At 68.5% G+C, this 21,578-nt stretch carries 24 protein-coding genes and 1 pseudogene; 9 read left to right on the top strand and 16 right to left on the bottom strand.

All coding sequences use genetic code 11. From position 1 onward, the window contains the following. Positions 1–124: 124 nt before the first annotated feature. Positions 125–1,252, top strand: a complete 1,128-nt coding sequence (locus tag ACFVHO_RS22880; RefSeq protein WP_385717505.1) for a transposase — start codon at positions 125–127, stop codon at positions 1,250–1,252. On the opposite strand, the gene ACFVHO_RS22875 is transcribed toward ACFVHO_RS22880, so the two are convergent. The 3 genes from ACFVHO_RS22875 to ACFVHO_RS22865 form a co-directional block, all read right to left on the bottom strand. Next, positions 1,212–1,553, bottom strand: coding sequence for a hypothetical protein (locus ACFVHO_RS22875; RefSeq protein ID WP_385717502.1), 342 nt, complete (start codon positions 1,551–1,553; stop codon positions 1,212–1,214). The genes ACFVHO_RS22880 and ACFVHO_RS22875 overlap by 41 nt on opposite strands. Before the next feature lie 1,160 nt (positions 1,554–2,713). Beyond that, positions 2,714–3,091 carry a fic family toxin-antitoxin system, toxin component gene (locus tag ACFVHO_RS22870; RefSeq protein WP_385717500.1) on the bottom strand — a complete coding sequence of 126 codons (378 nt, stop codon included), beginning with the start codon at positions 3,089–3,091 and terminating at the stop codon, positions 2,714–2,716. Beyond that, positions 3,091–3,330 (bottom strand): hypothetical protein, encoded by a 240-nt coding sequence (locus ACFVHO_RS22865; RefSeq protein WP_385717498.1) that lies wholly within the window; start codon positions 3,328–3,330, stop codon positions 3,091–3,093. Before ACFVHO_RS22865 ends, ACFVHO_RS22870 begins: the two co-directional genes overlap by 1 nt. 249 nt (positions 3,331–3,579) lie before the next feature. On the opposite strand from ACFVHO_RS22865, the gene ACFVHO_RS22860 reads away from it, so the two are divergent. Continuing rightward, complete coding sequence (locus tag ACFVHO_RS22860) at positions 3,580–3,756, top strand: LexA family protein (protein ID WP_385717495.1); 177 nt, start codon at positions 3,580–3,582, stop codon at positions 3,754–3,756. Positions 3,757–4,177: 421 nt separating this feature from the next. After that, positions 4,178–5,335, top strand: coding sequence for an aspartyl protease family protein (locus tag ACFVHO_RS22855; RefSeq protein ID WP_385717493.1), 1,158 nt, complete (start codon positions 4,178–4,180; stop codon positions 5,333–5,335). Between the two features lie 181 nt (positions 5,336–5,516). Here the strand turns inward: ACFVHO_RS22855 and ACFVHO_RS22850 are convergent, their stop codons facing one another. Together ACFVHO_RS22850 and ACFVHO_RS22845 are read right to left on the bottom strand one after the other, a co-directional pair. Continuing rightward, a complete protein-coding gene (locus tag ACFVHO_RS22850) occupies positions 5,517–5,735 on the bottom strand; it encodes a DUF397 domain-containing protein (RefSeq protein WP_385717490.1) in 219 nt (72 codons plus the stop codon). A 12-nt stretch (positions 5,736–5,747) separates the two neighbouring features. Beyond that, positions 5,748–6,599: a hypothetical protein gene (locus ACFVHO_RS22845; RefSeq protein ID WP_385717487.1), complete on the bottom strand. Its 852-nt coding sequence runs from the start codon at positions 6,597–6,599 to the stop codon at positions 5,748–5,750. A 483-nt stretch (positions 6,600–7,082) separates the two neighbouring features. On the opposite strand from ACFVHO_RS22845, the gene ACFVHO_RS22840 reads away from it, so the two are divergent. Then, positions 7,083–7,262 (top strand): hypothetical protein, encoded by a 180-nt coding sequence (locus tag ACFVHO_RS22840; protein ID WP_385717484.1) that lies wholly within the window; start codon positions 7,083–7,085, stop codon positions 7,260–7,262. A 32-nt stretch (positions 7,263–7,294) separates the two neighbouring features. Further along, on the top strand, positions 7,295–7,549 hold the full coding sequence (locus ACFVHO_RS22835; RefSeq protein ID WP_385717482.1) for a hypothetical protein: 255 nt from the start codon (positions 7,295–7,297) through the stop codon (positions 7,547–7,549). Between the two features lie 108 nt (positions 7,550–7,657). On the opposite strand, the gene ACFVHO_RS22830 is transcribed toward ACFVHO_RS22835, so the two are convergent. The 4 genes from ACFVHO_RS22830 to ACFVHO_RS22815 form a co-directional block, all read right to left on the bottom strand. Next, positions 7,658–8,464 (bottom strand): ASCH domain-containing protein, encoded by an 807-nt coding sequence (locus tag ACFVHO_RS22830; protein WP_385717480.1) that lies wholly within the window; start codon positions 8,462–8,464, stop codon positions 7,658–7,660. 310 nt (positions 8,465–8,774) lie between these two features. Then, positions 8,775–9,356 carry a GNAT family N-acetyltransferase gene (locus tag ACFVHO_RS22825; RefSeq protein ID WP_385717477.1) on the bottom strand — a complete coding sequence of 194 codons (582 nt, stop codon included), beginning with the start codon at positions 9,354–9,356 and terminating at the stop codon, positions 8,775–8,777. A gap of 190 nt (positions 9,357–9,546) precedes the next feature. Next, positions 9,547–9,810 carry a hypothetical protein gene (locus tag ACFVHO_RS22820; RefSeq protein WP_385717474.1) on the bottom strand — a complete coding sequence of 88 codons (264 nt, stop codon included), beginning with the start codon at positions 9,808–9,810 and terminating at the stop codon, positions 9,547–9,549. 103 nt (positions 9,811–9,913) lie between these two features. After that, positions 9,914–10,405: a MarR family winged helix-turn-helix transcriptional regulator gene (locus ACFVHO_RS22815; RefSeq protein WP_385717472.1), complete on the bottom strand. Its 492-nt coding sequence runs from the start codon at positions 10,403–10,405 to the stop codon at positions 9,914–9,916. 77 nt (positions 10,406–10,482) lie between these two features. Here ACFVHO_RS22815 and ACFVHO_RS22810 point away from each other — a divergent pair, with 77 nt between their 5' ends. From ACFVHO_RS22810 to ACFVHO_RS22800, 3 genes are all read left to right on the top strand, one after another. Beyond that, on the top strand, positions 10,483–11,793 hold the full coding sequence (locus ACFVHO_RS22810; RefSeq protein WP_385717469.1) for a multidrug effflux MFS transporter: 1,311 nt from the start codon (positions 10,483–10,485) through the stop codon (positions 11,791–11,793). 236 nt (positions 11,794–12,029) lie between these two features. Then, complete coding sequence (locus ACFVHO_RS22805) at positions 12,030–12,608, top strand: TetR/AcrR family transcriptional regulator (protein WP_385717466.1); 579 nt, start codon at positions 12,030–12,032, stop codon at positions 12,606–12,608. A gap of 136 nt (positions 12,609–12,744) precedes the next feature. Further along, positions 12,745–13,626, top strand: a complete 882-nt coding sequence (locus tag ACFVHO_RS22800; protein ID WP_385717463.1) for an alpha/beta fold hydrolase — start codon at positions 12,745–12,747, stop codon at positions 13,624–13,626. A gap of 656 nt (positions 13,627–14,282) precedes the next feature. Here ACFVHO_RS22800 and ACFVHO_RS22795 read toward each other — a convergent pair. Further along, complete coding sequence (locus ACFVHO_RS22795; protein ID WP_385717460.1) at positions 14,283–14,774, bottom strand: hypothetical protein; 492 nt, start codon at positions 14,772–14,774, stop codon at positions 14,283–14,285. Between the two features lie 719 nt (positions 14,775–15,493). Between ACFVHO_RS22795 and ACFVHO_RS22790 the strand changes: the two genes are divergently transcribed. After that, positions 15,494–15,667: a hypothetical protein gene (locus ACFVHO_RS22790; protein WP_385717457.1), complete on the top strand. Its 174-nt coding sequence runs from the start codon at positions 15,494–15,496 to the stop codon at positions 15,665–15,667. A 247-nt stretch (positions 15,668–15,914) separates the two neighbouring features. Here the strand turns inward: ACFVHO_RS22790 and ACFVHO_RS22785 are convergent. From ACFVHO_RS22785 to ACFVHO_RS22760, 6 genes and pseudogenes are all read right to left on the bottom strand, one after another. Next, a pseudogene (locus tag ACFVHO_RS22785) lies at positions 15,915–16,061 on the bottom strand (ArsR family transcriptional regulator); the annotation flags it as partial. A gap of 570 nt (positions 16,062–16,631) precedes the next feature. Further along, positions 16,632–17,201, bottom strand: a complete 570-nt coding sequence (locus ACFVHO_RS22780; RefSeq protein ID WP_385717454.1) for an MFS transporter — start codon at positions 17,199–17,201, stop codon at positions 16,632–16,634. Further along, positions 17,198–17,671 (bottom strand): MFS transporter, encoded by a 474-nt coding sequence (locus ACFVHO_RS22775; protein ID WP_385717451.1) that lies wholly within the window; start codon positions 17,669–17,671, stop codon positions 17,198–17,200. Before ACFVHO_RS22775 ends, ACFVHO_RS22780 begins: the two co-directional genes overlap by 4 nt. Before the next feature lie 59 nt (positions 17,672–17,730). Beyond that, complete coding sequence (locus tag ACFVHO_RS22770) at positions 17,731–18,138, bottom strand: ArsR/SmtB family transcription factor (RefSeq protein WP_385717448.1); 408 nt, start codon at positions 18,136–18,138, stop codon at positions 17,731–17,733. After that, positions 18,135–18,311 (bottom strand): hypothetical protein, encoded by a 177-nt coding sequence (locus tag ACFVHO_RS22765; protein ID WP_385717446.1) that lies wholly within the window; start codon positions 18,309–18,311, stop codon positions 18,135–18,137. The genes ACFVHO_RS22770 and ACFVHO_RS22765 overlap by 4 nt, the downstream gene beginning before the upstream one ends. Before the next feature lie 594 nt (positions 18,312–18,905). Further along, positions 18,906–21,575, bottom strand: coding sequence for an acyl-CoA reductase (locus tag ACFVHO_RS22760; protein WP_385717443.1), 2,670 nt, complete (start codon positions 21,573–21,575; stop codon positions 18,906–18,908). Positions 21,576–21,578 lie beyond the last annotated feature (3 nt).

Raw genomic sequence — 21,578 nt, 5'->3', positions numbered from 1 at the left:
CCTTAACCTCCACCCCGACCGCATCGTCACTCTTTGGAGTGATTGCAGGGTGCGAGGCGGACTTCCTCGCGATTCTGAACTCCGCTACCGCGTATGTGAGTTCAGTATGAAGGCTGTGGGTCGGATGAGTGTGTTGCCGCAAATCGACGGGCGGGAGGCGCTCGCGGAACTGTCCCGCTTTCGGACGGCCTTCTACGGGTGTCTGTCCGCGCGGGCGGACGCGTTCTTCGAGGTGACTGACGCGTTGCTGTGTACGGACGGTCCGACGCGGACGCCGGTCGAGCTATCGCTGCTCGCCGAGCATCAGCGTGGTTACGGCTCGCTGTACGGCGCGTTGAACCACGGCCGCCTTGACACTGTAGCCCTACGTGACCTGCTGGTTTCCCTGTCGATGCCGCGCTTCGGCAATCGGATCGTGCTCGCCGTGGAGGTCTACTCGTGGCTGTGCTCGGATGCGGCCTGTTCACCGGAGTGGTTGTTCTGCCACGTCCACGGCCGTTCTCGTAAGGCTGCGCAGATCATCCCGGGCTGGCCGTACTCGTTCGTCGTCGCGCTGGCGCCGGGTCGCACCTCGTGGACCCAGGTCCTGGACGTGGGCAGGCTGGGGCCCGCCGACGACGCCGCGGACGTCACCGTCGGCCAGCTGCGGGCCGTGGTCCAGCGGCTGATCGCGGCCGGTCAGTGGCAGCGTGGCGATCGGGACGTCCTGGTCGTGATGGACGCGGGCTACGACGTGATGCGGCTGGCCTGGGTGCTGCGCGACCTGCCCGGCGAGCTGGTTGGGCGCCTGCGCTCGGACCGCGTACTGCGGCTGCCGAAGCTGCCACGCGTCTACGATCCCGAGGGCGGCCGGCTGCCCCGGCACGGCAAGGAGTTCAGCCTGGCCCGTCCCGAGTCGTGGCCCGATCCGGCCGTGGTCACAGTGAACGACACGGCCCGCTACGGCAAGGCCGAGGCCCGTGCCTGGGACCGGCTCCACCCCCGTCTGCAGCAGCGGTCCGCGTGGATCGACCACGACAACGAACTCCCCGTCATCGAGGGCACGTTGATCCGCCTCAACGTCGACCACCTGCCCCGGGGACCTCGACGCTCGGCCGGTCTGGCTGTGGTCCTCAGTGATCGGCGCCAGCCTGGACGACGTCAAGCTGTCGAGCAAGGTGCGGGTCAGGAACTGCCCCAGTCCGCAACTGACGGGCAACCCGACTGGCGGGTCAACTTGGAACCTGGGCGATGGCCATCAGGACTCTGGTAGCCGCGGCGGCCGTTGCGTCATTGGGACGGTGGTACTCGAGGAGGAAGCGGAGGCGGTTGAGCGCTGCCGCGCTGCTGCGTCCCGTGCGGACGATCTCCCCCTCCACTGCCGCCAGCTGGGTATCGAGCTCCGCCTGCTGCGCCGTGCGCACTTCTCCAATCCGAAGCTCTTCGCGCAATTGCCGGAGGGCCACAAGCACCTGCTCATGCTGCCGTTCGACAGACACCGTGTAGTTGGTCGAGGCGGCCGTGACGTGGTTGCCGATGGCCTGGGCGCCTCCGGAAATCGAGCCGATCTGCACTGCGCCGGGCGCGCCCTGGCGCCTGCGGGGTTCCCGTCGGCGTGTGCTGCCTCCCGATAAGTCTGCGGCACCCGCGGAGTCAGGGCCTGGGCTGGCCGAGCCGGAGACGTCATCCGCACGGGAGCCCGCCGCGAGGTCGCTGTCGGGGTTGCTGGTGCCGGCAGGACCACTGCAGGCAGCCGCATCTCGCGCGGAAGCGCGGGGCGGCCCCGCTGGGCGAGCCCGGACTCCCAGCACCGAGGCCAGCAGACGGCGCCCCAGCGGCAGACGGCGCTGCCAAGCAACGGATGAAGGCCGGTCATGTGACCGGTTACTGCCAAGGATCGCTGTGACGATGCGGGTCGCAGAGGAGCGCATCATGGCGTCGTGCCCTCCTCAGTGATGGCGGGTCCTTGAGGCAGACGCGACGTCCTCTGGCTACCCGCTCCGTGCACCGAACCTTCTCCACTGCCTGCGGCCCGAACGTCCGACTGTGCTTGAGCAACTGCCAGGTCCGGACGGACGGCGTTGGGTCGCGCCTCAGGGCCGGGCTCGCCAGCAGCCACGGCTCCTGCGGGCACCGTCGGGGCCTGCGGCATGGGTTGCGGGGCGGTCCCCTCTGCACCCGCTGTCTGTGGCGTGCCGGTGACCGCTTCGTCCACCGACTGGACGCGGCCCAGCTGGGTCAGGATCACCGGGGCCGAGATGCCGACGACGACGGCCGCATAGGCGCCGCTGATCTGTCCCGTCGTCCCGAACAGTACTGCGGCCCCCGCGCCCATAGCGCTGTGCACGACGGCTGCGACCGGGTCAGCGACGGGGTCGAAGTACTCCTGGAATCGGAGTGGTTGATCCCCCTGACCGGGAGATGACTGCCTGTGGATACGGCGATCCGATTGCCAGTCCAAGAACCGGTTGTAGACGTCCAGAAGTCCACGCAGGGCTCCGCCCGCCGCCCCCAGCAGGATCAGCATCGGCACGTCCACGACTTCCCCCGGCGGTACGGACATCAGGGCAGAGCGGCTGAGCTCGCCACACGAGCGTATGGCTCCATGGACGCCCGACGGAAGAGGAGCGAAATAGGCTGCCGGGAGTGCGTCGAGGGTGGCAATCAACTGGAGCAGAACCGGCACTCGGAGCCTCCGAGCGGTTGCCACTCCCTTGCCCGGTGGCGGGGCGGGTCAGGTGGCCCGCGGCCAGGCGCGCAGCAGGGTGGCGATTCTGGCTGCGGTGCAGGCGGGATCGCGCAGCAGGTCGCGCAGGGCGACAGCGTTCTCGCGTGTGGGCTTGACCGGGACCCCGGAGGCCTCCAGGTACATCACACCCGTTGCGGCGGCGACGGCCAGATTGGAGCGTTCCAGCCAGCGGCAGCGACCCAGGATGTGCACCAGGGCCGCCGCGCGGGCGTAGGGGCCGTCGTAGACCGGGGTTTCCAGCAGCTCGGCGCGGTGGCAGGCGACCGCGGCCACGGCTACTCCGTAGTCGTCGGGGGCCGGATCGCCGGCCCCGGCCAGCTGCACGACGTGCAGGATCCAAGGAACATCGATGTGCAGGTCCATTACGCGGCGTGCGTTCCGGGCAGGTGACGATCGGCGTCTTCGGCCTCGTCGAAGACGGCCTGGTGCTCGTCGAGGAAGCGGCGTGCCGCGTCCAAGCCCCGCTGCCGCAGCCCGTCGGCGTCCTCACGGACGAGCACAGCGAGGTAGTCGCCCAGGCTCAGGCCACGGTCCTTGGCGCGGGCCTTGGCGAGGTCCAGGGTTTCTTTGTCGAGGCGTGCGCCCAGCTGTGGTTTCGCCATACCTCGACGGTAACAGTTGTTACCATCGGACGGGAGCCCCGCCATCCGAACGGATTCCCCTTCTCTCTGCGGGCGCTGACCACACGGTGGCTCCGCTCGCCCCCGTCCTGGTGCGCGCTGCGATCGCCTGCGTCCCACCTCGACCAAGCCGAGCGCGCAGCCGCCGTCGCCCAAGTTCCCCTCCTCGGACGGATCGCCGCCAGCACGCCCCTGCTCGCCGAGCAGGACGACGTCCAGGCCCTCCTGCCGATGCCCCGCGCGGCAGTCGGCCACGGCGAGCTGTTCGCCCTCACCGACGACGGCGAAGCCACCATCAAGAAGCTCCACCTCGACGGCGGCGAAGCCTGGCTCTGGCCCTGCAACCTGGCGTTCCCGCCTCTGCGTCTGCCCGACATGGCCCGCTCCCCCGGGCCGCCCGCCGGCTAGTCAACCAAGTCTTCCTCCAACCAGCCGAAGCCGCCTGACCCGCCTGGCTGTGTTTGCCACCACCAATAACTCGCATCAGAGGAGCAGGTACCTGCATGTCCATGGTTCTGACGAGCCGCTTGACAGTGCCACACAGACTCAGGTCCGCCTCTGGAGCAGCGCCCCGGACAGAGTTGATGGCGGATACCGCTATGCCAGGCCAGAACATCCGTGCACCTGACCGGGGCTTGTGCGGAGTCCTCCGGTTCGCTGCCACTTGACGGCACCTCTCCACGAAAATACGTTGCTACGTAATTACGGAATGACGCCGATTGGGGAGGGAGCGCTGGCTGCAGTACTGGACCAACGAATGGACCGGCAGCAGCAGGCCCGAGCGTCCGACCATCCCGCCGTCGAGCCATTCACCCGGGACGGAGGCCGTATGACAATGCCGCGCCATCGCGAGACCCGTGCGGTTCGGCGGGCCTGGGCCGCAGGGGACGTCGAGGAGGCGGCGCGCCGGGCGGCCGAGGCGGGAGACGACCCTCTGCTCATCCTGACCGACCTCGTACGCGGCCGGTTCGTGCAGGACCTGGCCCGCTACGAGTCTCTCGCCGACAGGGGCCGGTTCCGGTTTCGCACGCTCGACGAGCCGGTGGGGCATGCCTGGCTGCATCTGGATCAGGCGGACAGGGCCTGTGAGCACCTGCGCCGTCGTCGACGCGTCCCGCCCGGCCTCACCCTGCGACGCGATCACCCGATGACGGTCAAGGCCGACGAGCCCGTAACGCTCCCGTTCCAAGACCATCCGCTGGCTCCCCATCTGCCCGCCGTCGAAGGCACCTTGAACGGCCGTCGGACCCTGCTCCACCTGGACACTGGAGGCGCATTCCTGGTGATGAGCGCGCGGCGGGCGGCGGCAGCAGCAGCAGGCATCATGTCCCTGCCCAATGGCCTCCGCTTCCACGGCCTCACGCGTACGCAGGCCCGCACCGGCATCGTGCGCGAACTGGGCCTCGGCCGCGCGGAACTGACGAACATCCCCGTGGACATCCTCCCCACTCTGACCGGTCCACAGGACATCGTCATCATGGGCACGAACCTGTTGCAGCGCTTCCTGCCCACCATCGACACCCCTGCAGGCCACCTGCTCCTCACCCCGCGCGGACACCACGCTCCCCCGGGCGGCACCCGCGTCCCGTTCAACCTCCGGGCCGACCACTACATGTTCGCCAGAGGCGGCTTCGGCCCACGCCGAGATCTCACCTTCTTCATCGACTCCGGACTGGTCCACCTCTTAGAGGACGAGCACGGCACGCCAAGGCAAGCGGCCGTGCTGGCCACCAGGTCCCAGTACCGCTCATGGGGCATCCCCCGCGCCGACCTCCACACCACCCATCTGAAGACCGCCACCCCTTTGCGCCTGGGACCGCTGGAGCAGCCCAACCACCTCCTGGCGATCGCCCCGACCAGAACCGCACCCTGGTCCCGCATAGGCGGCATCACGATCGACGGACTGCTCTCCCACGCCTTCCTCGCCCAGTACGCCTGGACCCTCGACTTCGACCGCTTCACCTACACCTTCCATCCAGCAAAGTGATGCGATGCGCACCACCGGGAACGGGTTGCCCAGAGGTCCCATGAACGCCTCGACGGGAAAGGCACAGAAGCTCCGCAGCACCGTCTCGCTGTGCGCACGCGTCCGCGGCGCATACTGGCGGCCCGGCGTGACGTACGGGCAGGGGACGTTCCGCTCCTTGTACGGACGGCGGTGGTGGTGGTCAGCGTGCTGACCACCACCACCGTCCAGGTCTCTCTTGCGTAGCGGCAAGCCGACCGGAAACAAAATCGACCCATGCTTCGAAACTGACGCGGAAAGCCAGATGCGTTGAAATCGCCGAGTCACGGACCAAAACGGAACTTCCCTCCCGCAACACCTCTACACATTCCCCTGCGGTTGTGCTGTAACTCGACCTCACCCAAGAATCCCACCTCTGCATGAACTTGACTCCTTAGTTGAACACACCGTAATTACTTGGGCGGTTCACGTCCGAAGACGTCAAGCCAAGATCTTTCCGCATGGTCTGCCGAACTTCGTACAGCACTTCTGAGGCTCTCGACAGTCGCCCTGCGATCACTTCGAGCGATTCCTCTGCATCCTGCCCGGCACAGTGCAGTACAAGGTTGTTGTACAGGTGATGCAGGAGGGCTACCAAGTTGCCGACTACATCGAGGACATCATCAGGCATGAACATTTGCCCCTTGGCGTAGACGCCTCGGATGTCATCCCTTAAGCCTCCTACGGCCACTCTCAGCTCCTCAGTTGCGTCCCCCTTCTGTAGTGCCAGAAGAGTCAGCCGCAGGCCTGCGTAATAGTCTCGCAGCGCCGCATTCAGCTCTCCGTAAATTGACCTCCGCGTCTCAAGCTCAGACTGTCGGCGATTTTCTTCCCGTTCCGCATGGGCCATTTCAGCAACGTGCCGCAGCTCCATTTTCTTACTGTTCACGGAAGAGCGATGAGCCAGCAGCCCGGAGAAGAGCGTTCCAAGAACGCCCACGACGGCAATGATCAATGAGCTGACGGACGTACTCATAAATCGAATGTAGCGGCGCCTCGTTCCCCCTGCGAGGCACTCGCGCGAGGCCGGGAAGTCGAACTGTGGTGTCTCGATGACATCCTGGTCGCTGGCATCGACGCTGCTCGTCTGCCGCCCGGCTGCGGTGACGACTCCTGCTGTGATCGCGGCCCAATGACGGCCATCCGGGGCGCTGGTGCAGCCCTCATGGTGGTCAGGGCCAACCCCGTCGCCACTCCACGAAGGCTTGAGTTGGCTGAGGGTGTAGCTGTTGGCAGTGGAGTCCAAGGGCCTGGTGGTCTGGCGGCCGCGACGCCCCGCCAGTCTGGCTGTGGTCCTCGGCGATCGGCTCTAGCCCGAAAGACGTCGACTTCGTCTGGTCCTGCTACCTGCGCAGATTCGACCTGGAGCACACCTTCCGCCAGTACAAGCCGTTGCTCGGCTGGACAAGGCCGCAGTTACGTGACTCACGGGCAGCAGATCGCTGGACATGTCTGGTGATCTCCGCACACACCCAACTCCGCCTCGCCGCACCGATAGCAGCCGACCGGCGCAAGCCCTGGGATACGTGCACCAAGCCCGGCCCAACCCTCACACCGACGCGCGTCCGCCGAGGGTTCCGGCACATTCGCCCCCATCTCGCTCACCCGACCCATGGGGTGAAACCCAGCCGTCCCGGCCCCGGACGCCCACCCGGCTCCAGAAACCGGCGGCTCACCACCTGCTGCGAAGTGGGGAAAAGCGTCAAGCGCCCCGCGAATCTCACCGAACGTGACGGAAGAGGTTAAGGAACAAGCTGAGCCCGACCCGCAGCCGATCTGCACCGCCTGGTCGCGTCGGCTCGCCGAGGCGGTCAACGCGGAAAAGGCCCACCGCACCGCAGAAGCAGAAGGGCAGCAGGAGCCGGTCAGCCTCGGACAGGAACCCGTCGCGCCGGACCCGCCCGCCTGAGTGCCGTCTAGCAGGGCCACCTGGTCCACCAGATGTTCGGCCTCATCGGGTACGCCATCGACAGCGACAACGTCGCCCTCGGCGACCACGACGAACCGGTCGGCGCGATCCTGGACCTGGACGCACGGGGAGGGCCCCACCCTCCGCGCGCCTCGGAAGACTATGCCCTGCCCCCGGCTCCGCCCGAGGCTTCAGCCTCGGAGGGTTCTGATTTTCGAGATCTGTGCAGTCAGGAGTTTGTCGCTTCGGACGGGGCTGCCCAAAGCAGCGAGGCGGACGAACGCTGATTTTGTAGTCCAGCCGAGGTAAGCCGATCAGGGCAGCGGGATGATCCTGTCCCCCCATCCGTGCTCGTCGTCACCTCGCGGCCCAGTCGTCGTCGGCGCATCCGTGGTTTACGCGGCGCCCGTCTTGCCGTTGATCTGGAAGGTGATGACGTCGACTTCGTCGGTTCCCGCCAGATCTGGGTAGTGGCCCTTGAGGACTTCCCGGAGTTCGGCTGCGGTTGTCAGCCCCTCGGCTTGGGCGTCCTGGTTGGTGAGGTCGCTGACGAGGCAGTGCCTGATGCCGGTCACCTCTGCCGACAAGACGACTTCGGGGTCGCTCTCGAACACCAGCCGTGCCGGCCCGAGCTGGGCCGGGTCACGGAAGCGGGTGGTCTTGGTCTTGGCGCCGGAGCGGATGACATCGAGGTAGCGGGGGTTGAACCGAATGATCGGGGGACCAGCCGTCTCGGGGTCTTGGTAGAGCGAGGGGTCGAGACCGTTCATGCCCGCCTCCGGGGTCCATCGCTGAACCAACGGCATCAGGTCGGCGGCGAGAACGGACCTGAGCCCCGCGGGCGTGGGCACGATGACGCGCATGCTGGGGTAGTAGTCCACGAAGACCTGCCGATCGCGCCCGCATGGGCCGATGACCCCGCGCCCGTGGTTTCCCACAGCGACGATGCAGCGCATCTGGCGGGCGCCCTGGGCCCGCGCGGCTCCCAGGGCCACGAGTTCGGCGCAGGGTCCGCCGGTGAAGTGGTAGAGGTTCACGCCGGCGAACATCCGGTAGTCGGCGGCCATGACCGCGGCGCCCACCGTGTGGATCCCGTCTTCGTCGGGCCCGGCGTCGGTATGCGCGTCGATGGTGCGGCGTGCCAGCTCCACGAGCTCACGCTCGTCATCATCAAGGGCTCGTGCAGATGACGGGACGTACACGTTTCCAGCCTTCCCTTCCGTCAGCAGTCACCCAAGATCATTCCACGCCATGCAGGTGGGCTCCACAGGGTTTCGGCTCACCTTCACTACGCCGGTACGGCCCGCGCCGTAGCGCGATCGCTGGTACGGCCCTCGTCGTCACCGGCATCGCCGAGCTGTCCCGGCTCGGTCCGTCCAGCACGTGGATGGTCATGGGTGCGGCCTTCGCGGTACTCGGCGCGGGGTTCGCCACCGTCATGGTCACCGCCCCCACCGGAACCGTCGTCGGTGCCGCGCCGCCCGGGTATGCGGGGGGGGGGCATCGGCGGACTCAGGTGGCCTTGGCCGTGATTCGGGTGAGCAGCGATTCGCGCACCGATGGCCATTCGTCGGCAAGGAGGCTGTAGTAGAGCGAGTCACGGCGCGTTCCGTCCTGGCGCACCATGTGGCTCCGTAGCGTTCCTTCATAGGTGAGTCCCAGGCGCGTCAATGCCTGTTGGGACCGCACATTGAGGTTGTCTGTGCGCAACGCGATCCGAGCAAGTCCTAAATCGTCGAAGCCGTGCCCGAACAGCAGGAGCTTCGACTCGGCGTTGAAGGGGCCGCCCCAACAGGATCGGTCGAACCAGGTAGCCCCGATTTCGGCACGGCCCTCGGGAAGGTCCAGCTCATACAGGCTGGTTGAACCGATCACCGCCCCGTCTGCCAATCGCTGGACCGCGAAACACCGTCGGGTCCGATCGGTCAGCATCTGACTGATCATCGCCCGCATCTCATTGAAGGAGCCAGGCCGAGGCCGAGGCATCCAACGCCAGACCTCGGGATCCGATGCAGAGGCGAACAACGCCTCCGCATGATCCGTGGACAACGAGATGAGGCGAACAACACGGCCCAAGAGAGAGTCATCACTCATCACCGCACCGTAGCCGCATGATCGCTGCCTCAGAAGCCTTGATGGAGACATGCCGCCGCCATCACACACTGCGACTGCACCACAGTAAGTGGATCAGAGCTCGCTCCCGCGAACACAGCCACCGGAGGCTCCGCCATGTGCCCCCATGGTGAACGTGATCGCGGCAGGAGGGCCAGGCCTGCAGGGAGAGTTACCGGAGTTCGACGGAGCAGGTGCTTCCGGGGAAGTCCCACCCGTCGGCGCCTTCCCCGATGTCAGCCACGATGACATCGTCCTCGAACGCCTCATCCGTCAACTCGCCCGCGGCCCACAGGTTCTCGATCGCGTCCCAGCCGCCCCGGCGCCCGTCCATCCGCAGCGGCGCGGCCCGTCGTGTGCCGCGTACGCGTTCGTTCTGGCACGGCCCATTAGGTGTTTCCTCAGGCGTCAACTGCGCCATCGTCACCGCGCTCATCTGCCTCCTGCACCTGCCGCTGTCCTGACCGCCGCCCCGGCTGGACGCGCGCGGCGCCTGTCGTCATTCGATCGTTCATCGGCACTGGGCGCTCAGGGCACTGTCAGTCGCGAGCGGTGTTGCGGAGGTCTCGCAAAGTGGAGCCGAGTGCACGCAGTGCGGGCGTTGCGGCGGCGAGTGCGGCACGGTCTTCGGCGGGCAGTGCGGCCAGGGCGTCGGCGAACAGGACGGCCCAGGCGTTCTCGATCCGCGCCATTCCGTGCTGGGCGTCCAGCGTCGGGTACAGCTGAACGGCCCGACGGTCCTGAGGGTCGGTCTCGCGGCGGAGCAGGCCCTGGGCGACCAGGCCTCGCACGGTCGTGCTGGCGTTGCTCCCGTGCAGCCCGAGGTCGCGCGCGATTGCGCTCGTTCCTGTGCCCGGGGATTCCAGTACGTAGCGCAGGACCTCCAGGTCTGAGGGCGGCAGGGGAAGCAGGCCCGCCTCGTCGACCCCTCGCAACCGCAGAACGCGAGCGAGGGCATAGATCGCGGGAGTCAGCTGCCTGGCTTCGCGCAGCAGTGCGTGGTCGTGGAGTTCGGCATCACCTTTGGGCACCCACCCATCCTAGCTTTTGCTATAGATATATATCTACAGTCATCGCGTCTGCTGACCCTTCCTTCTCCGGAGCGACCATGACTTCCCATGCCCCCGCCCGCGCCAGCAAGTCGGCGCCGCCGTCCCCGCTGTCCCCGCCGGGCCGCCTGACCGCGACCCTCGCCTTGCTCTCGTTCGTGGTTCCGCTGTCCACGGACATGTACCTTCCGGGCTTTCCTGCCATGGCCCGGGATCTGGCCACGGACGCCGCGGGCATCCAACTCACCCTCACTGCCTTCCTCTTCGGGCTCGCGGCGGGGCAGCTCGTACTCGGGCCGCTCTCCGACCGGTACGGACGCCGGAAGCCAATCCTCGTGGGGACCGGCGTCTGCACACTGGCGACGGCGCTGTGCGCGGTCGCTCCTTCACTGGGACCTCTGACCGGCCTGCGCTTCCTCATGGGGTTCAGCGGGGCCGCAGGTGTGGTCGTCGGACGGGCCGTGGTCTCGGACATCGCGTACGGCACGGCCGCCGCGAGGATCTTCGGCATGCTGATGGCCCTGGGGGGCATCGCCCCCATCGTGGCGCCACTGGCCGGCGGGGCGATAGTGAACAGCTCCGGCGGTTGGCGCGCGGTCTTCTGGGTGCTGGCCGGAGCGTCCGCGCTCATGTTCATGGCCGCACTGTTCCTCATACCGGAGACCCTGCCCGCCGAACGCCGGCAGGCCGACGGCATCGGCGGCACACTCAAGGCCGCCGTTTCAGTCCTGACCGACCGCTCCTACCTCGGCTACACCCTTGCCTTCTGCTTCGCCAGCACCACCCTGTTCTGCTACATCGCCGCATCCCCCTTCCTGCTGCAGAACGTTCTGGGCTTCAGCGTCGGCGAGGCATCCCTGGCGTTTTCCATCGGCGCACTCACCGCCACCGCCTCCAGCCTCGCCGCGACCCGCCTCGTGAGCCGCTACGGTTCCCAGCCGCTGCTCAACGCCGGGCTCGCCGCGCTGCTGGTCTCCAGCGCTGCCGCCTTGCTCCTGACCACCACCGGAAACCTCAACCGGGTGTGGGCCCTGGGCCTGGTGGGCATTGGCTTCCTCGGCCTCGGGCAGGTCTTCGCCACCGCCACCGCACTCGCCCTCGAACGCGTGCCGCACGCGACCGGTACCGGTTCGGCAGTGCTCGGCACACTGCAGAGCGTCCTCGGCGCGGCCGTCGCTCCCCTGATGGGCATCGCGGGCGACCACACCGCCACGCCGCTCTTCCTCGGCATGACCGGTTGCGCACTGATTGCCGCGCTTGCACTGCGGTTGACCAGGCAAGACCGGCAAGACCCGCACCTGGCACGACCGGAGCGAGCGGAGGCGACGGCCACGCCCGCGCCGCCCCGGCCCACACAGCCCACCGAGTAACCGGCCCATCGCCCCAGCTCGACAACATCCGTTGCTCTTGCGGGGATTGGCATGTGAACCTCAACTACCTGGGCCGCTAGAGTGTCCGCGTCACCATCCCGGCTCGCGGGGGCCTGCACCAACCGCGTGACCCGGCTGCCGCTGCTTTGGACGAGGCCGACCAGCGGCTCAGCGCATCGCCAGTCCAGCGTTCATGCTTTCTTGATCGTACGATCCAGATAAGTTACGGTGGAGTCATGGCAAGGACCCGGGAGTTCGACACCGAGGTGGCGGTGAGCCGCGCGATGGAGCTGTTCTGGACACGCGGCTATGAGGCGACCTCGGTGCGCGATCTGACCCAGCACCTGGGGATCGGACAGGGGTCCTTGTATGCGGCGTTCGGCGACAAGGACGGCCTGTACAGGGCCGCGTTGGAGCACTACCGCACCACCCTCGCCGCGGCCGCCCTGCGCAGTCTGGAGGAGGGGGCGGACGCCCGCGCGGCGATCCGTACGCTGCTGACGGAGCGGATCCGCATCGCCGTCGGGCACGGCGGCCAAGGCTGCCTGGCCGTCAACGCCGTCTGCGAGCGGCTGCCCCAGGACGCGGCGACCCGCCGCACCGTGCGCGACATGCAGGACGCGAGCCGGGAGGCGTTGACCGAAGTACTGCTGGCCGCCATGGAGCGGGGCGAGATCGCGGCGCGGCACGCCCCACACACGGTCGCCGCGTTCCTGGTCACCTTCCTCAACGGGCTGCTGGTCTCCTCGAAGATCACGCCAGACGCCTCCGCACTCGAACCCCTCGTGGACGTCGCGCTGACCGCTCTCGACTGAGGGGGCCGCGGCCTTGGCCGGGCGTTTCGCGTACCCCGAATCCGTAACGATCGATCAAGAAAATGGGGCGCCCGCCCCCGCCACGACGACAGCGTCCCCCAGCACCGACCCACCCAGGACAGGAAGCGCCCACGTCATGATGTACGACCACACCACAACACCCCTGCGCACCGGCCGTGCCGCCGTCAACGGAACGAGTCTGCACTACCGGACGGCCGGGTCCGGCCCCGCCGTGGTGCTGCTGCACGGCGTGCCCAAGACCAGCTACCACTGGCGCCACCTTGTCCCGAAGCTGACGCCCCATTACACCGTCGTCGTCCCCGACCTCCGCGGCCTCGGCGACTCCGCCCGCCCCGCGGACGGCTACGACTCCGCCACGATGAGCGACGACATCGCCGAGCTGATGACCCACCTCGGACACGAGACGTACGCCGTGATCGGCGAGGACTGGGGAGCGGTGATCGGTTACCAGCTCGCCGCCCGCCACCGCGACCACGTCAACGCTCTCGTGTTCGCCGAGGCCCTGTTCCCCGGCTTCGGCTTCGAGGACCACACCGCCCTCACCCCCGAGAACGTCGCCAGCGGCCTGCACCTGTGGCATCTGGGCTTCTACTTCCAGCCGGACGTACCCGAGATGCTGATCGCCGGACACGAGCGCGAGCTGATCACCTACATGATCAAGTTCGAGCGCAACCACCCCGACACCGCCACCCCCGACGCGGTCGACGAATACGTGCGCTGCTACTCCATGCCCGGCGGCATCCGCGCGATGCTCTCGATATACCGGGCGATGCTCGTCGACGCCGAACAGAACCGGCAGGCCGCACAGCAGAAGCTGGACATCCCGGTGCTGGCGCTCGGTGGTTCGGCCTTCATCGGCGACCGCAACGAATCCCAGATGCGGCTCATGGCCCACGACGTCACCGGGCACGTCTTCGACGCCGGACACGACCTCGCCGAGGAAGTACCCGACGAGATGGCCGACGTGGTCCTGCCGTTCCTGGCCGGGAACCCGTAGACGGGCCAGGCCGCGATGTCGGCCGTCCGACACGGACGGGCCGAGTCGGCCCGGTCCTTGGAAGGTCGACGGCTGCGGCACCTTGGTTTAACGCCGAACGAAGTGGGGACCGAGAGCAGCCCCGGGGATTTCGGGGGCTCTGGCGCTCGTTCCGTGGACACTCCGCCTTGAGTGGCCGCATGCTGGTGGGATCGGTCATCCTGGCCTCGTGGATTGGCTCGTACGGCTCTGCCGTGCATCTGTGCCGGGTATAGATGCACGGCACGAGGAGGATAGAGAACACCCGCGGCACAGAACCTCGCTGGAGCTGAGCTCGGGAACACGCCCCCGATCCGGGCCCCGAGCATTTGCCACGTCCCCCGACCCGCACGATGGTGGCCATACGATGACGCGGGCCTCGAGTCTCAAGCTGAAGGCTGACGCCGACCGGCGGAGGGCGGCGCGCGTCGCCATTCCCGCCACCGCCGACAGCGGACGACGAGTGACAGCCGCCCGATGACAGGACCCCGCCCTGTGGGCCTGCGCCGTCTTCGACACCACAAGCCGCTTCCACGCCCCCTGCCCCCCCCCGGGTCCCACCCCGGCATCGAGGACGCCTTCACGGCGGTGGTCGATCTGGCAGTGCGGGGCTGCGGGCACGGTGATCCCATCCTCCCTCAGTGCAGGATCTCGGCGCGCAGCCTCTCCTTCGGCGTGTTGATGTCCCAGTACCGAACGCTGCCCCGGGCGTCCTTGAAAGCGCCCGTGCCGCCGGTGATGGCCATGTCGAGCGAACTCGCCTCCTCCGACCGCAGCGATTGCATGGTCAGAGAGCCACGCTTGAGCTCTATCGTGATCACGGCCTGCGACGTGACTTTCCCACCGCCGACGTACACGACCTGGGCCGTCCCCGCCCCCCGTCCGACGTCGCGGCCGTTCTCCACCGCGGTCGCGCAGTAGACGCTCATGTCGCCCAGGCTCGGCCCCGCCTTGCCGAGATCGACGGACTCGTACTCGAGGTCCTTGAGCTGGAGTTCGATGACCTCGACCCGGCTCTTCTTCGACGCATCAGCATTGGCGCCCCCCGCGGCGAAGACGCCGACCGCCAAGGTGGCCAGTGACAGGGCAGCGAATCTCCTGAACAGGGTCCGGTTACTGTTGTTCCCCATGGTGGAAGCTCCTCATGGCGATCTACGTGTGCGAACAACTTGACGCTATGGCGGGCGAGTTGAGGCGTCCAAGACCAACATCATCATGACGTCATAGCGCTGGCGGCATAATGAGTCTGTCGGGAACCTTGGAGTTTCCCGGTGCGGCTGCATGGTGGCCGTGGGGTCTCCGCCGTAATCCGGAGTGGTCAGTCACGATGACGCCCTTCCACTCGTCGGGCTATGGCTCACCCACCGAGTGGTTCAGCTTGAGCACAACTCCGCGGAGCATCCTGGGGTGCTGGTCGCGGACTCGGACCCGCTCGCGTTGGTTCGCAAGACGCCTTTGGAGGGTCTTTCTCTGACGTACGGTCATACTGCCGCCCCTTCTGGTCAGTGTGCGTTTTGATCGTGCGGTCTGTGGCTTTGCGTCCTCGCCGTCGCCCGTCTCGTCATCCGCGCGTGGATCGCGCAGGAGCGAACCTTGGCTGATGCGGCACCAGGGCGCTTCTGAGGGAGGTCGTGGTCCCAAGCCAGGACATTCAGGATCAGGCAACGGTGAGCGGCCCGACGCCGGGCCGCCGGGGTGTACGGGAACGAACCCCCTCCGGTCAGACGAGCTTGAGCCAACGATTCACCTCGCCGGATGAAGTCGTGAGGCATTCAGCCGGTCGTCTCGTGACATGGTTCGCCGCAACCTACTGTGTGGCGTCACGCGCCAGTGATTCGGAGGTCACAGAATGAGCGATCGATTCGAGCCCGAGCCCGACACGGAAGAGGATGCCGAAGCAGAAGACTCCGTAGATTCCGGGCCGCCGGAGTTGGTACGGAATCCGAAGCGGGAGGCGGAATTCGATGAAGAGGAAGACGAGTTCAAGGACCTCAGGTCCGGGATCAACCTGCCAGGTATCTGAGAGAGCGAACGCCGGTCGGCCGCAGTCCTGGTAGGGCGTGCCGGCCTGCCTCGGCCGGGCACCACGGCTCCGATCTCGGTCAGGATGCGGCCACCCTCGGCCCGCACAGCGGGTGTGAACAGGCACGCCCATGACAGCCAGTCGGCCTCGCGTTCGGTACCTGACAGCACTAGCCACCACGTCCTGGCCTGACCCGCACCGTCACCCGCACCGGGCCGGGACGAAGGCAGGTCCGTGCCCAGGGAACTTTGACGGTGGTGACGAGGTGGGCGGCCTCCAGCAGCCCCAGGTGCTGCGTTGCGGCCTGGCGGGACATCTCCAGGCCAGCGCAGAGCTGGCCCAGGATCGGGCCGTTGTCCTCGCGCAGGCGGTCCAGGAGGAGTCGAGGGCTCACGCAACCAGGGCGAGGGGGGCCTGCCCCTGGTCTCCGGGTCGGGGCCCGCGGTCAACGCCGTGGAGGACAACGGCTGTCGGGGCTGACACGAAGAGGTGGGGAGCATCGTGCTGTGGGCGGGAGCCGCGGCCTGGGTGGGCCTCGGTCGTGTGGGCCCCTCGCCTGTCACGGCATCACGGTGGGGCGTCATGGTGATCCAGGCCAGGGCCGCCGCGGCAAGGAGGATGCCGGTGGACACGAGGAAGGCGAGGCGGGCACCGGCGGCCTGGGCGGCGTCGGTGGTGATGCCGTGTGCCAGCTGTGCGTGGGTGCGGCCGGTGGCGATCGGCACCAGGGCGGCGAGTCCCAGCGCGCCGCCGATCTGCAGGGTGCTGGTGAGGAGGCCGGAGACCGCACCGGCCTGGTGCGGCAGAACGCCGCTGGAGCTGGCCAGTTGTGCGGCCACGAGCGTCATCGTGGCGCCGAAGCCGGTCAGCGCCTGACCGGGCAGGATGCCGGAGAAGTAGTGCCCGCCCGCGTCCAGGTGGCTGAGGCAGACGAAGCCGGCAGCGGCCAGCAGGGCACCGCCCGTCAGCACCGAACGGGCTCCGACGCGAGGGCGAGCTTGCTCGCGGTGACCGCCCCGGCCAGGGAGAGCAGGGTCATCGGGGCCATGCCCAGGCCGGCGCGCAGGGGTCCGTATCCCAGTGTCGACTGCAGATGGAGGGTGAGCAGGAACATCGCGGCGAACATGGCCGCGGCGACCAGGCCGAGGGCCGTGGACGCTGCGGCCCGCGTCTTGTGGCGCAGGAGTCCGGGCGGCACCAGGGGGGTCCGGGCGCGTCGCTCGAGGGTGAGGAATGCCGTGAACAGCGCCAGTGATCCGGCGAGTGCGGCGGGGACGAAGGGCGCGGTCCAGCCGTGCTCCGGGGTGCTCAGCAGGGCGTACACCAGGACCGAGAGCGTCGCGGTGAGGGCGAGGGCGCCCGCCGCGTCAGGCCGGTCGCGTCGTCCTGGCCGGTCGGTGGCCACGCGGTGCGCGAGGAACGTCAGGACGGCCGCGGCGATGGGCACGTTGATCAGGAAGCCCCAGCGCCAGGACAACGCCTGCGTGATGACGCCGCCGAGCGGGATGCCCGAGACGCCGCCCAGGGTGGTCACCGCGGTCCAGATGCCCAGCGCCTTCGCGCCTTCGCGCGTTCGGCGGGGTCGGTGAAGGTCGTGATGATCAGTGCCAGTGCTGTGGGTGAGGCGAGGGCCGCGCCCAGGCCCTGGGCGACGCGGGCGCCGATGACGATGCCCGCGCTCGGGGCGAGCCCGCTGGCGAGGGAGGCGGTGGCGAACAGCGCGAGGCCCGTGGCCAGGACGCGCCGGTGCCCGAGCCAGTCGCCGAGGCGTCCGCCGAGCAGGAGGAACCCGCCATAGGTCACCAGGTAGCCGTTGACCACCCAGGCCAGAGGGGGGGTGTCGGTGCCGAGGTCGGTGCGGATCGTGGGCAGCGCGACGTTCACGACCATGTCGTCGATCATGAGCATGAACTGGGCCACGGTCAGCACCACGAGTGCCTGCCAGCGGTAGCGGATGCCGTCGTGCCGCCGGCCTGTCAGGGATCCTTTCCGCGTCGTGGTCATGATGGCCTCCGTATGTCTGTGCCGGCTTTCCTTGCCGGCGCCGGTGGGCGGGACGGCCCTCAGGCGTCCGGTGAGTCCTCCTTCGGCTGGGCTTCGGCCGCCTCGGCGACCTGCTTGATGGCTGCCAGGCGGCGGTCCCAGACCGCCGCGAGTTCGGTCATCCAGCACGCGGACGCCTCCAGCGGGGCCGCGCGGACGCGGTACACCACGGCGCGCCCCTCGCGTTCGGGGGTGATGAGACCTGCTGCCTGGAGGACGTGGAGATGTTTGACGATGGCCTGCCGTGAGACCGGCAGCCGGTGGGCCAGGGCGGACGCGCTGGCTCCGTCCGTTTCGGCCAGGGTGTCCAGGAGCTTGCGGCGGGTGGGGTCGACCAGGGCGGCGAACACCTCCGTCGCCTGGGCGCCGTGCGCGTCCCGACTGCCTGGGCGGCCGCGTTCGGTCCCGTCGGCGGTGTTCGCGCTCACGCCGCCGCGCGTTCCGCGCGGGCCTTCAGCAGGCCGAACTCATGCGCCCAGCCCTCGGTGTTGCCTTCGAGGTGCTGGCTCTGGAGGTCGGCGGACACGTCCAAGGAGGCGAAGCCGCTTTCCGCGACGCGCAGGAGCGTGGCACCGTCCCGCTCGCCAAGGAAGAACTCCACCAAGGACGAGTTGGTCTCGACCGGCTCCTGTCCGGCGAAGGCGCTGGCCCACCGGTAGGCGCATGGCGGTCTCCGGTTCGAGGGGGCTCAGTGATGTGCTACCTCCAGGTTGCACATCACGGCAGAGATGTGCAACTCCGGGGTTGCAGTCAGCTGCGCCTGGCGCCCCCCGGGGCGCGACACGAGCCACCCCGCAGGCGAGACCTGGCAGGAGGCGACTCCGGCGCCACCCCTGACGCCAGACGCCCGCAGGCCCGCGGACACACCGCGGAAGGAAGCCGTCCGACGACGATCCGGGCCGGCCAGTGGGGAACCGCCGCCAAGGACGTCCTCAACGGCACGAAGTTCTATCGCAAGTTCAGCGGCAACGTCAGTGGGAGGATCGCCTACTGACCGAACCGGCCCGGAAACGCAGAGATCTCGTCCGATCGAAGTGATCGGACGAGATCTCTTCGCTGTTCAGGCACGCCGAACGAGCTTTCCGGAACATACACCGTGCTCACGGTGATGCCTCCTGGTGCCTGGTCACCAACGGCCTCGTGTACGAATGCCGACGGGTCGGAGCAGTCGGCTGCTCCGACCCGGCCCGTGTGGTTACGCGGACGCCGTCCGCAGGTCGACGACCGTGCGCAGCTTGCCGCTGCCCGCGGTGCGTTCGAGTGCGGTGCCGTCGACGATCTCGACCGTGCAGGTCAGCAGCTTCTCCTCGGTGACTGCCATGCCCAGTTCCGGAATGGCCGTCAGGAACGCGGTGCGTGCTCGCTGCGGGTCTGTGGCGTACTCGCCTTCGAGTCGTACCGTCAGGTGCTCACCGGTGGTCTCGGTGCTCAGTACGAGTTGCAGTTCGCCGCGGTGGCCCAGCTGTTCCTGTGCGGTCTCCACGAAGCGGCGGTAGTTGTAGAAGTACGTGCCGATGCGCAGCACGTCGCCGTGGCGGCCGAGGAGTTCGATGCGGGGCACGTGGCTGCCGCAGGGGCAGATGCCTTGCACAGCGCGGCCGAGATCGCCGATCTGGTAGCGCTCCAGGCGCTGGCCGGAGCGGGTGCGGCTGGTGAAGACCAGTCGGCCGGCCTGACCGGCCCGCACCGGTCGGTCCTCCTGTGGGTCCAGGATCTCCAGGGTGTGCAGTTCGGTCAGGACGTGGTGGACGGCTCCGCGGGCGTGGGTGCACTGGTAGCCGAGCGGTCCGAGGTCCGTACTGCCGTAGGAGGCGGAGCGGATCACTTCGACGCCGAAGGTGTCGTTGAGGGTGCGGCGCTGCTCGGCGGTGAAGTGTTCGCCGCCGTAGAAGACCTTGCGGATCCCGCCGTATGCGCGCAGCTTCTCCCCCTGGGAGTTGAAGAGCTGCCACAGGTAGGAGGGCATGCCGAGGATCGTGTCGGCGTGGTGCGTGATCAGGGCCTCGGCGACCGCGGCGTGGTCGGTGCCCGCGGCCAGGGGGATCTGGGTGGCGTTCAGCCGCTCCAGGATGGAGAAGAAGCTGATGAACCCGCCGTACATGCCGCCGCAGTAGAAGAGGTTGGCGGCCCGGTCGCGGGCCGGGTCGAAACCGGCAGCGAGCAGGCCGTGCGCGGCGGCCCGCATCTGGGTGTCGTAATCGTGGTTGGTGAACACGGACAGGGCCGGGGTGCCGGTGGTGCCGCCGCTGCGGAAGTGCAGGTGGGCGTGTTCGGGGGCCAGCGTGGCCAGCTGCGCCTGGACTCCTGCCTTGTCCAGCAGGTCGCCGGTCGGTGGGGCGGGAGTGGGGGTCGCGGCGACGAGGTCGTCCAGGCAAGCGGTGGCATGGAAGGTGTCGTCGGTCTGGACGCTGACTCGGCGGCTGTAGCGCTGGAGCGCGTAGACCCCGTCGTGCGGCTCGCCGTCGTAGCTGTCCAGCATCCCGCCGACCGGGGTGACGCGCAGCACGCCTGCCGTGAGCAGGGTGCGGGAGTGGCGGGCGATGTCGCCGCGGCTGCCGCCGACGGCGGCAGTCTGGAGGTAGCGGCGCATGGGCCGCAGGGTGGCGGTGATGTCGTGGGCGGGCAGCGGCTTGACCCAGATGCTGCGGTGCAGCGGTGATGCGGTGAGTGCGGGGCGGGTGTCGGCCAGGACCCGCCAGGTGCCGTCGTCGGCGGCGATGACCTTGGTCAGACCGAGGTGCTGTTCGAGGCGGGTGAGGAGTTCGGTGGTGGTGATCTCGGCATGCTCGGCGGCGTCCAGGGACGGGGGTATGGTGGCGCCCGCGACCGGCGGTACGGCGGCGTCCGCAGGTGGCGGTGCGGCGGTGTCCAGGAACTGCGGTGCGGCGGCGGCATCCGTCGACGGCGATGCGGCAGCGGTGTCCAGCGCGGCAGCCGTCGCCTTCGCCAGGACGGGGGCGAAGGACTCGGCGAAGGCGAAGACCTCCTCGCTGTCCTCGGTGTCGAGGTACACGACCTGCGGGCTGGAGCACGCCTGCTGGTCCAGGCGGCAGACGTCCGCGGCGAGCGCCTCCAGGGTGGCCGGGTCCTGCCAGGCCACACGGGTCAGGTAGGCAAAAGAGATCTTGTGGCCCCACTCGACCAACCGGCAGCCGGGAGGCGCGAGTTCGGCGGCACCCGCCACCGCGTCCTCGCCTCCCCACACGGCGATCACGTCGGCGGGCGCGCACATCAGGCGCAGCCACTCCCGGCGGCCGGAGGGGAAGCGAAGGGCGACGACGCGGCGGGCGATCGCGCCGGTGGGGTCGGCGGCGGCCAGCTCGGCGAGCAGGTGCTGGGCGAGCAGCGTGTCGCCGCTGCTGGTCTTCAGGACGTTGACGTTCCCGGTGAGCAGGCCCTCCACGACGCTCAGCGGGGCGACGGCCGCGGCGTTGCCGGGGGCGATGTGCACGAGCAGGCCTGCCGGGGCCCAGGCCTCGAAGACGGTCTCCCGGGCGTCGGGGCGGGTCAGTCGCGCGGGTCCGGTGCCGCCGAGCTCGCGGCGCAGCTTGCGTTCCAGGGCGGGGCGGGCGAGCGCGGCGGCCAGCTCGGTGAGGGTCTCCCCCACCTCCGTCGTGTCACCTGTGGCGTCGGCCAGTTGGGGGTGGAGGCGTTCCCGTACGGCGCTCGCGGGATCGCGCAGTGCGGCGCTGAGCGTGTCACAGGCGTTCAGCACGGTCTCCGTGGGCAGCGGCTCGGCCAGGGCCCGCTCGACCAGGGCCGGGAGGTCCGCCAGGCGGACGGTGGCCTCGGTGTCGTCGATGAACTCGCCCTGCCAGTAATGGAATGCGCGGTTCGTGGTGGCCGGGGGCGCTGCGAGGGTCACTGC

The sequence above is a fragment of the Streptomyces sp. NPDC127108 genome, from assembly GCF_042677545.1.
Taxonomy (GTDB): domain Bacteria; phylum Actinomycetota; class Actinomycetes; order Streptomycetales; family Streptomycetaceae; genus Streptomyces.
Note: the sequence above shows the minus strand (reverse complement) of the source record. Positions and strands in the feature narration are given on the sequence as shown.